Below are 13,889 nucleotides of genomic sequence, written 5' to 3' on the forward strand. Positions count from 1 at the left end.
CCTGGTAGGCGCATCAGCGGTGTTCAAGATCTCGAGACGGATAGAGGCGAGTCCAAGCCGTGTCCAGCAGCAGCCCTGCGTCACAATTCGGCCCCAACGAGTGGGTTGTCGAGGAAATGTACGACCAGTTCCTCGCCGACCCCACCTCAGTCGATGCCGCCTGGCACGACTTCTTCGCGGACTTCAAGCCAACGCAGGCCGCGCAGACGAAGGCTGACGACGTCCGTCAGACCTCCGCGGAGACCGCCAAGGACGGCTCGGGCACCAACGGCCAGGCCTCCGCGCCGTCGCCGCAGACGGTCCGCAACGCCGAGTCCACCGCGAAGCAGACCGCCCCGGCGAAGACGGCTCCGAAGACCGAGGCGAAGCCGGCCGCGAAGCCCGCTCCGAAGGCCGCGGCTCCCAAGGCCGCCGCGAAGGCGCCCGCCAAGCCCGCCGAGAAGGACGCCGAGCCGGAGTCGAAGCAGCTCCGCGGCGCCGCGGCGGCCATCGCGAAGAACATGGACGCCTCGCTGTCCGTGCCGACGGCGACGAGTGTGCGCGCCGTCCCGGCGAAGCTGATGGCGGACAACCGCATCGTCATCAACAACCACCTCAAGCGCACGCGCGGCGGCAAGATCTCCTTCACGCACCTCATCGGTTACGCGATGGTCCGTGCGCTGAAGAACTTCCCGAACCTGAACCGGCACTACCAGCTGATCGACGGGAAGCCGTTCGCGATCACGCCGGAGCACGTGAACTTCGGTCTCGCGATCGACATGAAGGGCAAGGAAGGCTCCCGCACGCTCGTCGTGGCCTCCATCAAGGCCACCGAGAACATGACCTTCATGCAGTTCTGGCAGGCCTACGAGGAGATCGTCAAGAAGGCCCGCAACGGCAAGCTGACGGCCGACGACTTCGCCGGCACCACGATCTCGCTGACCAACCCCGGCGGCATCGGCACCAACCACTCGGTGCCGCGGCTGCAGGCGGGCCAGGGCGCGATCATCGGCGTCGGCGCCATGCAGTACCCGGCGCACTTCGAGGGCACCAGCGAGAAGGCCCTGGTCGACCTCGGCGTGTCCAAGATCATGACGCTGACCTCGACCTACGACCACCGCATCATCCAGGGCGCGGAGTCCGGCGAGTTCCTCAAGCGCATCCACGAGCTGCTGCTCGGCGAAGACGGCTTCTACGACGACGTCTTCACCAGCCTGCGCCTGCCGTACGAGCCGATCCGCTGGGTCGCCGACATCCCGGACGGCCCGGTCGACAAGACCGCGCGCGTGATCGAGCTGATCGACGCCTTCCGCATGCGCGGTCACCTGATGGCCGACACCGACCCGCTGAACTACCGGCAGCGCAGCCACGCCGACCTCGACGTCCTCTCCCACGGCCTGACCCTGTGGGACCTGGACCGCGAGTTCCCGGTCGGCGGTTTCGCCGGCCAGGAGCGGATGAAGCTGCGCGACATCCTCGGTGTCCTGCGCAACTCCTACTGCCGCACCGTCGGCATCGAGTACACGCACATCCTCGACCCCGAGGAGCGCCGCTGGATCCAGGACCGCGTCGAGGTCCCGCACGAGAAGCCGGACCCCGCGGTCCAGAAGTACGTGCTCTCGAAGCTCAACGCCGCCGAGGCGTTCGAGACCTTCCTGCAGACCAAGTACGTCGGCCAGAAGCGCTTCTCCCTCGAAGGCGGCGAGACGGCGATCCCGCTGCTCGACACGCTGCTGGACAAGGCCGCCGAGCACGAACTCGACGAGGTCGTCATCGGCATGCCGCACCGCGGCCGCCTGAACGTGCTCGCCAACATCGTCGGCAAGCCGATCGCGCAGATCTTCCAGGAGTTCGAGGGCAACCTCGACCCGGGCCAGGCGCACGGCTCCGGTGACGTGAAGTACCACCTCGGCGCCGAGGGCAAGTACTTCCGCATGTTCGGCGACGGCGAGACCAGGGTGTCGCTGACCGCGAACCCGTCGCACCTGGAGACCGTCGACCCGGTCCTCGAGGGCATCGTCCGCGCGAAGCAGGACATCCTCGACAAGGGTGGCGAGGGCTTCACCGTCCTCCCGGTCCTCATGCACGGCGACGCGGCCTTCGCAGGCCAGGGTGTCGTGGCCGAGACGCTGAACCTGGCGCTGCTGCGCGGCTACCGCACCGGCGGCACCGTGCACGTCATCGTCAACAACCAGGTCGGCTTCACCACCGCGCCCGAGCACTCGCGTTCGAGCGAGTACGCCACCGACGTCGCGAAGATGATCGGTTCGCCGATCTTCCACGTGAACGGTGACGACCCCGAAGCCGCGCACTGGGTGGCCAAGCTGGCCGTCGAGTACCGCCAGGCGTTCCACAAGGACGTCGTGATCGACCTGATCTGCTACCGCCGCCGCGGGCACAACGAGGGCGACGACCCTTCGATGACCCAGCCGGCGATGTACGACATCATCGACACGAAGCGTTCGGTCCGGAAGACCTACACCGAATCGCTGATCGGCCGCGGCGACATCTCCGTCGAAGAGGCCGAGGCCGCGTTGCGCGACTTCTCCAGCCAGCTGGAGCACGTGTTCAACGAGGTCCGCGAGCTCGAGAAGCACGTGGCGAAGGCCAGCCCCTCGGTCGAGGAAGAGCAGCAGGTCCCGGCCAAGGTGCCCACCGCGACCACCAGCGAGGTCATCGAGCACATCGGCGACGCGTTCCTCAACGTCCCCGAGGGCTTCACCCCGCACCCGCGGGTCAAGCCGGTCATGGAGCGCCGTCACAAGATGTCCCGCGAAGGCGGCATCGACTGGGCCTTCGGTGAGCTGCTCGCCTTCGGTTCGCTGGCCATGGAAGGCCGCCTGGTGCGGCTGTCCGGCCAGGACTCCCGCCGCGGCACCTTCACCCAGCGCCACTCGGTGCTGATCGACCGCAAGAACGGCCAGGAGTACTCGCCGCTGGCCAGCCTGGCCGACGGCCAGGGCCGCGTCATGATCTACGACTCGGCGCTGTCCGAGTACGCGGCGGTCGGCTTCGAATACGGCTACTCCGTGGCCAACTCCGAAGCGCTGGTCATGTGGGAAGCGCAGTTCGGTGACTTCGTCAACGGCGCGCAGACCGTCATCGACGAGTACATCTCCTCCGGCGAGGCCAAGTGGGGCCAGCTCTCCGACGTCGTGCTGCTGCTGCCGCACGGCCACGAGGGCCAGGGACCGGACCACACCTCCGGCCGCATCGAGCGTTTCCTCTCGCTGTGCGCCGAAGGCTCGATGACCGTCTCGGTCCCGTCCACCCCGGCGAACTACTTCCACCTCCTCCGCCGTCACGCCCTCGACGGAGTCAACCGGCCGCTGGTGGTCTTCACCCCCAAGTCGATGCTGCGCAACAAGGCCGCGACCTCGCAGGTCGAGGACTTCACCGGCCAGACGAAGTTCATGTCGGTCATCGACGACGCCGTCGTCGACCCGGCGAAGGTGCGCAAGGTCCTGCTGACCTCGGGCAAGCTGTACTGGGAGCTGGTGGCGGAGCGGACCAAGCGCGAGACGAACGACATCGCGATCGTGCGCGTCGAGCAGTACTACCCGCTGCCGAAGAAGAAGCTGCTGGCGGCGCTCGAGCGCTACAACGGCGCTCCCGCGGTCTGGGTCCAGGAGGAGCCGGAGAACCAGGGCGCGTGGCCGTTCTTCGGCCTGAACCTGCCGCGGAAGCTCCCGGAGGTGTTCTCCAGCCTGGACGTCGTGTCGCGCCGTCCGATGGCCGCGCCGTCGGCCGGTTCGTCCAAGGTGCACGAGGTCGAGCAGAAGGCGCTCATCGCGCGGGCCTTCGACTGATCGCCTGAGAAGTCCGTGAAGGCCTCCTTCCCTACCCTCAAGGTAGGAAAGGAGGCTTTCACCGTTTCGGGTGTCGAAACCGGTGGACCCCGTTCGTATAGGGGTAAACAACCGAAGGAGACACCATGAAAACCGTGCTCGACGGCCTCCTGCTCCCCGAATCCGCCCGCTGGCACGACGGCCGTCTCTGGCTGGCGAACTGGGGCACCGGCCAGGTCCTCGCCGTCACCCCGGACGGCGAGAGCGAGGTCATCGCGAACGTGCCGACCACGATGCCGTTCTCGATCGACTGGCTCCCCGACGGCCGTCTGCTGATCATCTCCGGCCCGGAAGCCCGCCTGCTCAACGCGGACCTGAGCACCTACGCCGACCTAAGCCCCGTCGCCGCCTTGTGGAACGAACTCGTCGTCGACAGCCGCGGCAACGCCTTCGTCAACGGCTTCCACGACCTCCAGGCGCCCGGCGTCATCGCCGTCGTCACGCCGGACGGCGAAGTCCGCCAGGTCGCCGACGGCATCCTCTTCGGCAACGGCATGGCCATCACGCCCGACGACTCGACGCTGATCGTCGCCGAGTCGTACGGCAACCGGCTCACCGCGTTCGACATCGCCGAAGACGGCTCGCTGTCCGGCAAGCGCGTGTGGGCCGAACTCGGCGGCGATCACCCCGACGGCATCTGCCTCGATGCCGAGGGTGCCGTCTGGTACGCGGATGTGGCGGGCAAGTACTGCGTCCGGGTCCGCGAAGGCGGCGAAGTACTTCAGAAGGTCGAAACCGATCGAGGCTGCTTCGCCTGCACGCTCGGCGGCGAGGGCGGACGTTCGCTCTACATCCTCGCCGCCGAATGGCGCGGCTGGGAAAACCCGTTCGGCGACGGGCCGACCGGGCAGGTCCAGGTCGTGGAAGTCGCCTAGCCGATCGCCTCGGAGGTCGCCTTCGCGACCTTCAGGGCGTTCTCCTTGCACTTCGTCTGGTCGACCTTCCCGGAGGGGTCGGGGCCGGTCACGATGATCTCCGCCTCGACGTTGCCCTGGTGGAACTTGATCTGGCACTGGCTCGCGGAGTCGAGCTTGGCGTACAAGGCCTTGGTGGACTTGGCCATGGTGGGGATGAGCACGCCACCGTCGTCGACGGCGTTCTCGATCGTGGCCTTGGCCCAGGCCTCCCCCGCGCCCGAACCGGGCTCCTTGGACTTGGAGAGGTACATCGCCACCGACGCGGAAGGCGCGTCGGGTTCCCGCCAGGTGCAGAACGAACGCGTGTAGACGATCTCGTTGTTCGAGGTGCTCGCCGGCTCCTCGCCCTTCGGGGGCTCCAGCGGTGGCAGGTTCCTCACGCCGGTCCCGATCTTCTCGCAACCGGGCATGGAGGTGTATTTGTCCGGCGGCCCGGACTTCTTGGACGACGTCGGCGCCGCGGCCGAAGACGAACCGGAATCGTCGGACAACAGCAGGAACGCGGCCACTCCGCCACCGCCGAGCAACACCACCGCGCCGATCACGAGCCCGACGATAAGGCCGGTGTTCGACTTCTTGGGCTGCGGTGGGCCGTATCCGGGCTGCGGGTATCCGGGGTAGCCCTGCTGCGGATAACCCTGCGGTGGATACGGCTGCTGAGGTCCCTGCTGATAGGGCGGTCCGGGCTGCATGCGCAGAGGGTAAAGCCTCGCGACGGTCCTTAGTGGACGAACCCCGCAACTGGTGCCACGTGATCCTGCTCGCTCGACTCCACGCTTCGCGTGCTCGAACGGCGATCACGCGTGTCTGGATGGCGATCACCCGTGATCGCCGCCTGATCACGGGTGATCGCCGCTCAATCACGCGTGTTGCCCCTCTGGACACGGGAAGGCCCCCTTCCCAGCAGGAGGAAGGGGGCCTTCACATACTCCAGGGTGGATCAGAGGGTCAGCGACCAGCTGTTGAGCGTGCCGGTGTCGACCCGGTACACGTCCTGCACCTTCAGCTTCCAGGCGCCGTTCGCGGCCTCGGCCGCGGCGTTGACGGTGTACGTGGTGTTGATGTTGTCGGACGAGTCGTTGCTCGAACCCTTCAGGCGGTACGAGGTGCCGTCCGGCGCGACCAGGTCGATGACCAGGTCACCGACGTAGGTGTGGGTGATGTTCACCGCGACCTTGGTGGTGGCCGAGGCGTTGCGGGCGCAGTTCGCGACGGTGACCGTGCTGGTCACCGCGGCACCGGCGTCGGGGATGGCGACGGCGCCGCTGCTGGTCTGCGTGCCACAGGGCGTGGGCTCGGGGCCGGGGCCACCGCCGGTACCGGTGTAGAGCAGCACGTTCGGCGAACCGGTGCCCGGGCTGGTCACCTTGCCCTTGGTGCCCGCGTTGACGAGCGCGTCACGGACCTGGGCGGGCGTGGCGGTCGGGTTGGCCGAGGCGTACAGCGCGGCCGCGCCGACGACGTGCGGGGTCGCCATCGAGGTGCCGCTGATGGTGTTGGTGCCGTTGTTCAGCCACGTCGACGTGATGCCGCTGCCCGGCGCGAAGATGTCGAGGCAGGTGCCGATGTTGGAGAAGTCGGACTTGGCGTCGGTGTTCGTGGTCGAGCCGACGGTGATCGCCTCGGGCGTGCGGGCCGGGGAGGTGTTGCACGCGTTGGCGCCGTAGTCGTTACCGGCCGCGACACCGTAGGTGACGCCTGCCGCGATCGACCGCTGGACGGCCTGGTCGAGGGTCGCCGAAGCGCCGCCGCCGAGGCTCATGTTCGCGACGGCGGGCTTGACGGCGTTCGCGGTGACCCAGTCGACACCGGCGATGACACCGGCGGTCGTCCCGGAACCGGAGCAGTTCAGCACGCGGACGGCGACGAGCTTGACGCCCTTGGCCAGACCGTGCGCGGTGCCGCCGATGGTGCCCGCGACGTGGGTGCCGTGGCCCTGGCAGTCCGTGGCGTCGTTGTCGTTGTCGACGGTGTCACGACCGTGGGTCGCGCGTCCGCCGAAGTCGGGGTGCGTGGTGAGGATGCCGGTGTCGACGACGTACGCGGTGACGTTCGACGCGGTGGTGCTGTAGCTGTACTTCTGGTCCAGCGGAAGGCTTTGCTGGTCGACCCGGTCCAGGCCCCACGAGGGCGGGTTCAGCTGGTCCGCCGAGATCGAGACGGTCTGGTTCTGCTCCACGTAGGCCACCGCGGGGTCGGCGGCGACACGCTTCGCCTGCTTTTCGGTCAGCGCGCCGGAAAAACCGCGGACCGACGACGCGAAGGTCTTCTCGACCGTTCCGCCGTGACGGTTCGTCAGGTTCTTGGCCGCGGCTTCGACCGAGGAGCCGTCCTTCAGCACGACGATGTAGCTGTCCTTGATCGCCTTGGCGCTACCCGCGTTGACGATCGAACCCTCGGCCGCCGACGCGGCGGTGGTGCCGCCGAGCGCCGTGAGCACGGCGACGGCCGCAGTGACACCGAAGACAGGCAGGCGTCTTTTCAAGGTTCCCAGGGAATTGTTCAAGATATTCCTCCCAGGCAGGGTCGACCCACGGGCATGAAAATCCCGCCGGATCGTTGGGGGTGAATCAGAGGTGAAGCGCGTTCCACTAGGAGCGCAGGCTGAGACTAAATCGCGGATTCACCCCAAGGAAGACCTTGCATTACGGACATCTCGGTAGTAATGGGCGGACTTCCGGCGCAGGTCGGGCACCGTTCAGCCCCCGCCTTTAGTCGCGTTTTGCGCCCGTACGGCCCACGAAGAATGGGGAATCCGCACACCTTGTGGTCGCTTTCCCGCCCACCGGACGTTTCAGCGAAGTGAAAGTACACACGGATGGCCGCCTACTAAAGTCGCGACCTCGCCGGGCGGAAATCGATTTCCATCCTACCTTCGGATGGAGCACACTCGGGCCCATGCAGCTCCGACAGGAAATCCCGGCCGACAGCGAGGCGATCCACGCCGTCCACCTGGCCGCGTTCGCGAAACACAGTGTCCCGGTGGTCGAGGCGAAACTCGTCGACGAACTCAGGGAGGACGGCGATCTGATCGGCGCACTGTCCATCGTGGCCGAACGCGACGGGAAGGTCGTCGGACACGTCTGCTGCAGCCCGTCCCGCCTCGGCTCCGACGAGAAGTCGACGGTCGGCCTCGGCCCGCTCGGCGTCCTGCCCGAGTACCACGCCTCCGGCATCGGCTCCGCGCTCGTGCACGCGGTGCTCGGCGCGGCGGACGCGCTCGGCTACGGCGCGGTGGTCCTGCTCGGCGACCCGAACTATTACTCCCGCTTCGGCTTCGTCCTCGCCGGACAGCACGGGATCACACCACCGGTCGCGGAATGGGCGCCGCACTTCCAGGTCCGCACCCTTCGCGCGTACACCCCCGGGCTCCGGGGCGAGTTCCGCTACTCGCCCGCGTTCGACCGCCTCTAGCCCTTCCCGCGTTTCGTCCTCTAGTTGCGGTACTTGCACGCGCGACCACCGCAACTAGAGGACGAAACGCGGCAGTCAGGAGGGCGCGAGGAGGTTGTTCCGGCGCAGGAACTCCTCGGCGACGTCGAGCGGGTTGCGCTTCTCCTCGCTGAACTGGACGTTCAATTCGGTCAGCTGATCGGTCGTGAGCACCGCCGAAACCCGGTTCAGCGCTTCGACCTCCTTCGGCGACAGCGTCCCCTTCGCGACAAGAGGGACGATGTTCTGCGCGGGGAACATGTTCTTGTCGTCCACCAGCGGGACGAACCCGTTCGCGGCGATCGTCGACGACGTGCTGAACAGGTCCGCGACCTGGATGTCGCCGGACTTCAGCGCGGCGACCGTGACCGGGCCGCCGGTGTCGGTCGTGCGGATCTCGGCGAACTCGCAGCCGTAGAGCGCCTTGATCTTGTCCTTCCACCGGCTGCTCCACTGGCCGGGACCACCGAAGACGAGTTCCTTGCACCGCTTGCCGAGATCGGAGAAGGTCTTGATCCCGGAATCGGCGAGTTCCTTGCGCACCACCAGAAGGTCCTTGTCCTCGGCGGGCGCCTGGTCGAGCACCTCGAACCCGGACGGCACCTTCTGCTTCAACTGCGCGTAGACCTCCTGCGGGGTGGTCGCCTGCGTCTCCTTGTCGAAGTAGCGCAACAGGTTCCCGCTGTAGTCCGGCACCACCGAAAGCGACTTGTCCTGCAGTGCCTTGACGACGACCTCGCGGCTGCCGACCGGCGGGCGCACGGTCACGTTCTCCGCACCCGCGTTGCGCAGCGCGCCCGCGTAGATCTGGGCCAGCAGAAGACTTTCCCCGACGTCGGACGCGCCGATGATGATGTCACCGGTCGTACCGCCTTCGGCGCCGCCGGCGAGCGGGTTGCCACAGCCCGCCGCCAGCAAGGCGATCCCGGCGAACAGCGCCGTCACCGTCCGCTTCATACCTTCGCCTTCTTCCCGCTCGCGGCCTGCGCCAGCCGGACTCCCTTGGGCACCAGCGCTCGCTGGACACCCGCCAGGACGAGATCCAGCAGCACGGCGAGCAAGGTCGTCAGGATCGCGCCCGCGACCACCTGGGGATAGTCCAAAATGGCCAGTCCGTCGAGGAGGAACCGGCCGAGTCCGCCGAGCCCGACGTAGGCCGCGACGGCGGCCGTCGCCACCAGTTGCAGCACCGAGTTCCGCACCCCGCCGAGCACCAGCGGCAGCGAAATGGGCACCTCGACCTTCCACAACCGTTGCCAGCCGGTCATTCCGATGCCCTGCGCCGCGTCGACGACGCCGTGATCGGTCGCCTGCAGGCCCGCGTAGGTCCCGGCGAGGATCGGCGGGATGGCGAGCACCACGAGCCCGATGATCGTCGAGATCTCGCTTTCGGTGAAGAGCAGGAACAGGAAGGTCACCAGCCCCAGCGTCGGCAGTGCGCGGATCGCGTTGCCGCCGCTCACCAGCAGCACCGCGCCGCGGCCGGTGTGCCCGACGTAGAGCCCGAGCGGGATCGCGATGATCAGCGCGAAGACCAGTGCCAGCAAGGTGTAGCCGAGATGCTGCAGCAGCCGGTTGAGAATGCCCTCCGCGCCCTGCCAGTGGGCAGGGTCGCCGAACCAGTTCAGGACGTCGCCGATCATTTCGCCCCCGCCGTGGTCGCCACCCGGTCCCAGGGTGTGAGGAGATTGCGGAGCTGGACCAGCACCAGATCGACGATCAGCGCGAGCAGCAGTGTCGCGACGATCCCGACGACGATCGGCGAGAAGTACTCACGCTGGAAGCCGTCGGTGAACAGCACGCCGAGCCCGCCGGTGCCGATCAGCGCGCCGACGCTGACCAGGCTGATGTTGCTGACCGAGGCCACCCGGACGCCCGCCGCGAGCACCGGCACCGAAAGCGGCAGTTCCACGCTGAGGAACCGGCGCGCGGGTTTGTAGCCGATCGCCGTGGCCGCGGCGACGACATGCGGCGGGACGGCGTCGAGCGCGTCGAGCACCGGGCGCACCAGCAGGGCGGCGGTGTAGACGGTGAGCGCGACGATGACGTTGACGCTGTCGAGGATCTTCGAGCCGATGATGCCCGGGATCACCACGAACAACGCGAGCGACGGGATCGTGTACAGCAGGTTCGACACGACCAGCAGCACGGAACGCGCGGCGGCGAACCGATGGCCGAGCCAGCCGGCCAGTACCGCGATCACCAGCCCCAGCACCAGCGGGATCAGCGACAGGTAGACGTGGTCGAGCAGGTCGCCGAAGAACTGCGAGCGGTTGTTGGCGCTCGCGAGGTAGCGGCCGAGTTCCGCGAAGAAGTCCCCCATCAGGAACCCAGTGGCAGCGCTTCGATCACGTCGAGGACTTGCTTGGCTCTGACCACGCCGAGGACCTTGTTTTCGGCGTCGACCACGACACCGAGGCTCGCGGGCGACGAAAGCGCCGCGTCGAGCGCGCCGCGGATCGGCGAACCCTGGACGTACAGCGAACCGCCCGCGACGAGATCGGTCTCGGCGAGTTCTCCGTCCACAGTGGACCCGGGGCGCAGCCAGCCGCGCGGCTGCCCGTCGTCGTTGACCGCGACCAGCCACTCGTCGGACGGCCCGGAGACCGACTTGCCGACCTCGACCCGCTTGACGTCTTCGACGACGATGCCTTCCGCGGAAAGGAAGGAAAGCCCGCGATAGCCGCGGTCCTTGCCCACGAACGACGCGACGAAGTCGTCGACGGGATGCCGCAGCACGTCCGACGGCGTGCCGTACTGCGCGAGCACACCACCGACCCGGAGCACGGCGATCTTGTCGCCGAGCCGCACGGCCTCGTCGATGTCGTGGGTGACGAACACGATCGTCTTGCCCAGCTGCGACTGCAGGCGCAGCAGCTCGTCCTGCAGTTCCTCGCGGACGATCGGGTCGACGGCGGAGAACGGCTCGTCCATCAGCAGCACCGGCGAATCCGCCGCGAGCGCCCTGGCGACGCCGACCCGCTGCTGCTGGCCGCCGGAAAGCTGGGCGGGGTACCGCTTGCCGAGTTCCGCGGGCAGGCCGACGGTTTCGAGCAGCTCGGCCGCCCGCTTGCGCGCCTTGGCCTTGTCCCAGCCGGTCAGCAGCGGCACGGTGGCGACGTTGTCCAGGACTGTCCTGTGTGGAAAGAGGCCGGCGTGCTGGATGACGTAGCCGATGCCGCGGCGCAGCAGCGCCGGGTCGCCGTCGCTGACGTCCTTGCCGTCGAGCAGCACGGCGCCGGAGGTCGGCTCGACCATGCGGTTGATCATCCGGAGCGACGTGGTCTTGCCGCAACCGGACGGCCCGACGAAGACGGTGATGGTGCCGTCCTCCACGGTGAGGTTCAGGTCGTCGACAGCGACCGTCCCGTCCGGATACCGCTTGGTCACGCCACGGAACTCGATAGTCACGTGTCTCTCCCCATGTCTGGTCGAAAAACCGTAGCCCAGATCGGCCCTGTTGGCACGGTGTCCCAGGAGCGTGCCTCACAGGACACGGCCTAGGCTGCAGGCCGTGAGTCCTTCCGTCGATGACGTCCTCGCGGCGCACGGTGTCCACGTGCGACCGCTCCATCAGGTGATTTCCCTGCTCCGGACGGATTGGCGTGACCTAGGCGAGCTGATCCGGATCAGCACCGCGCCGCGCCGGAGTGTCGAAGACGTCCTGAACGCGCTCGGCGACGACCTCGAGCGGAACGAGTCCCGCCTCCGGCTCACCCCCGCCGCCCGCGAGAAGTACGCGCGCTTCGGGGCACAGGACCGGAAAACCGATCCCGACCTGCTGAAGACCATCACCAGCTACGTCGAGAACGTCCCGGCTCCGCTGGCCGCGCTCGACCACGTGCAGGCGACTCCGGAGACCGTGCTGAACCGCGCGCTGTGGCTGGACGAGCGCTACGACCTCGACACCGCGAAGCTGCTGTTCCTCGGCGACCACGACCTCACTTCACTGGCCGTCCGCGCGCTGCGGCCCGACGCGGACCTCACCGTCGTCGATCTCGACGATCGTGTGCTGGCCTACATCGACGAGCTCAGCGAGCGATCCATCCGCACCCTGCACACGGATCTGCGCGTCGGCCTGCCACCGTCGGTGACCGGGCGGATGGATCTCGTGTTCAGTGATCCGCCTTACACCCCCGAAGGAATGGGCCTTTTCGCGGCGCGTGGGGTCCAGGCGCTCAGCGAACCCTCGGACGGGCGTTTGCTGCTCGCTTACGGCTACAGCCCCCGCCACCCCGCCCTGGGCGCACAGGTGCAGCGGGCGCTGGCGACGCTCGGGCTGACCTTCGAAGCGATCCTGCCGGGCTTCAACCGGTACTTCGGCGCGCAGGCGATCGGGAGCGCGGCGGACCTCTACGTCTGCCAGCCGACCGCGAAGTCGAAGAAGAACCGCGGCGGCAAGGGGAAGGCCGCGATCTACACGCACGGACCGCAGTCGGTGGAGTCCGCGGGCGCGGCCAAGCCGTCGCTGCTGGACAAGCTGCACGAAATCGCCACCGAAGGCGGGCTGGCGCTGGAGTCCCGGCCGGTCGACTGGTCCGTTTCCGGGCCGGAAGGCGACGCGGTCGCGATGGACCTCTCGGCCGACCCCGGCCCGTGGCTGCTGCGGACCCTGCTCGGCACCAACGCGCGGCGGCTGGCGCTGCTGGTCCCGAACTCGCATCCCGACCTGACGAACGCGGAGGCGCAGGGCGCGCTCAACCGGCTGGTCGGGGCGAAGTACAAGCTGCGGCTGCTGCGGAGCACCCCGGACAACCGGCACGCCATCGTCGTCGCGGACGCCGTCGAGCACCAGGAAGACCTGCTGACCCGGGCGCACGCGCGGCTGGCGAACGTGTCGCTGGACCTGCCGCCGGAGCTGACGGACGCGCGGCTGATCGACCTGCCACGGCACCGCCTGGCGGAACTGCTCGCCTGACGCTCCCGGCTGTCATCGGAACTTCATCGAGCCGTACCTAGGTTCGGCCCCATGAACGAACCGCGCGGCCTGCCGCTGACTGGTGTCGTGCCCGCCCCGCCGTACGGGTCCCCCTACCCTCCGCCGCGACCCACGACCAGCGGCCTGGCGATAGCCGCGCTCGTGCTGGGACTGACCGGCTGCCTGCCGCTGACGTTGCTGCCCGCGATCATCCTGGGCATCGTCGCGCTCGCCCAGACCGGTCCGGGAAAGCGGCCGGGCCGCGGTCTGGCCATCGGTGGCCTCGCGGCCGCCGGGGTCTGGACCGTCGGCTGGGTCGCCCTGCTCGGGAACACCATGGCGGACCCGGACCGCTACACCGCGAACCCACCGAGCGCGGGCTGCGCGACCCCTTCGCCCGGTTACGCCACCGTGTGCACCTTGAAGCCGGGCGAATGCTTCGAGCAGCCCGAGGTCAACGCCACCTACACCAGTGTCGAACTCACCACGTGCGGTGGCGCGCACAGCACCGAGACGATCGGGGCCTTCATCGCGCCGGACGGTCCGTGGCCCGGTAACGAGAAACTGAAAGCGGAGGCCTTGCCCCGGTGCGACCGGATCATGGCCAAGAACGTGGACCGCCCGCGGCTCGACGCGGCCGGAGTCGACGCCTACCTGAGCTACGCGGGCCCCGATCGCGTCGGCTGGGAGCACGGCGTGCGCACCGTGCACTGCACGATCTACTCGCCCGGCTCACAGCTGACCGGTTCCGTACTCGCCTCCGGCGCCGATCTGGCCCTGCCGACCGGCTGAGAC

The 13,889-nt window shown here is 68.2% G+C and carries 11 protein-coding genes; 5 read left to right on the forward strand and 6 right to left on the reverse strand.

From position 1 onward, the window contains the following. Positions 1-59 precede the first annotated feature (59 nt). Both BKN51_RS27495 and BKN51_RS27500 read left to right on the forward strand, forming a co-directional pair. Positions 60-3,788, forward strand: coding sequence for a multifunctional oxoglutarate decarboxylase/oxoglutarate dehydrogenase thiamine pyrophosphate-binding subunit/dihydrolipoyllysine-residue succinyltransferase subunit (locus tag BKN51_RS27495; RefSeq protein ID WP_101610385.1), 3,729 nt, complete (start codon positions 60-62; stop codon positions 3,786-3,788). A gap of 125 nt (positions 3,789-3,913) precedes the next feature. Continuing rightward, on the forward strand, positions 3,914-4,702 hold the full coding sequence (locus BKN51_RS27500; RefSeq protein ID WP_101610386.1) for an SMP-30/gluconolactonase/LRE family protein: 789 nt from the start codon (positions 3,914-3,916) through the stop codon (positions 4,700-4,702). Here the strand turns inward: BKN51_RS27500 and BKN51_RS27505 are convergent. Further along, positions 4,699-5,436: a hypothetical protein gene (locus BKN51_RS27505; protein WP_101610387.1), complete on the reverse strand. Its 738-nt coding sequence runs from the start codon at positions 5,434-5,436 to the stop codon at positions 4,699-4,701. The genes BKN51_RS27500 and BKN51_RS27505 overlap by 4 nt on opposite strands. Before the next feature lie 248 nt (positions 5,437-5,684). Further along, positions 5,685-7,250, reverse strand: coding sequence for a S8 family peptidase (locus BKN51_RS27510; RefSeq protein ID WP_101610388.1), 1,566 nt, complete (start codon positions 7,248-7,250; stop codon positions 5,685-5,687). 392 nt (positions 7,251-7,642) lie between these two features. Here BKN51_RS27510 and BKN51_RS27515 point away from each other — a divergent pair, with 392 nt between their 5' ends. Next, positions 7,643-8,158: a GNAT family N-acetyltransferase gene (locus BKN51_RS27515; protein ID WP_101610389.1), complete on the forward strand. Its 516-nt coding sequence runs from the start codon at positions 7,643-7,645 to the stop codon at positions 8,156-8,158. A 75-nt stretch (positions 8,159-8,233) separates the two neighbouring features. Here the strand turns inward: BKN51_RS27515 and BKN51_RS27520 are convergent, their stop codons facing one another. From BKN51_RS27520 to BKN51_RS27535, 4 genes are read right to left on the reverse strand one after another with little or no spacing between them, the layout of a single operon-like run. Continuing rightward, positions 8,234-9,133 (reverse strand): ABC transporter substrate-binding protein, encoded by a 900-nt coding sequence (locus BKN51_RS27520; protein ID WP_101610390.1) that lies wholly within the window; start codon positions 9,131-9,133, stop codon positions 8,234-8,236. Then, positions 9,130-9,819 carry an ABC transporter permease gene (locus BKN51_RS27525; RefSeq protein WP_101610391.1) on the reverse strand — a complete coding sequence of 230 codons (690 nt, stop codon included), beginning with the start codon at positions 9,817-9,819 and terminating at the stop codon, positions 9,130-9,132. Before BKN51_RS27525 ends, BKN51_RS27520 begins: the two co-directional genes overlap by 4 nt. Then, the gene (locus BKN51_RS27530; RefSeq protein ID WP_101610392.1) at positions 9,816-10,499 is read right to left on the reverse strand and encodes an ABC transporter permease; all 684 of its coding nucleotides are present in this window, start codon (positions 10,497-10,499) and stop codon (positions 9,816-9,818) included. The genes BKN51_RS27525 and BKN51_RS27530 overlap by 4 nt, the downstream gene beginning before the upstream one ends. After that, on the reverse strand, positions 10,499-11,587 hold the full coding sequence (locus BKN51_RS27535; protein ID WP_101610393.1) for an ABC transporter ATP-binding protein: 1,089 nt from the start codon (positions 11,585-11,587) through the stop codon (positions 10,499-10,501). Before BKN51_RS27535 ends, BKN51_RS27530 begins: the two co-directional genes overlap by 1 nt. 103 nt (positions 11,588-11,690) lie before the next feature. Here BKN51_RS27535 and BKN51_RS27540 point away from each other — a divergent pair, with 103 nt between their 5' ends. Next, entirely contained in the window at positions 11,691-13,094 is a 1,404-nt protein-coding gene (locus BKN51_RS27540) for a bis-aminopropyl spermidine synthase family protein (protein ID WP_101610394.1), read from the forward strand. Between the two features lie 51 nt (positions 13,095-13,145). Then, positions 13,146-13,886 carry a DUF4190 domain-containing protein gene (locus BKN51_RS27545; protein WP_101610395.1) on the forward strand — a complete coding sequence of 247 codons (741 nt, stop codon included), beginning with the start codon at positions 13,146-13,148 and terminating at the stop codon, positions 13,884-13,886. Positions 13,887-13,889: the final 3 nt, after the last annotated feature.

Source organism: Amycolatopsis sp. BJA-103 (assembly GCF_002849735.1).
Lineage (GTDB): Bacteria > Actinomycetota > Actinomycetes > Mycobacteriales > Pseudonocardiaceae > Amycolatopsis.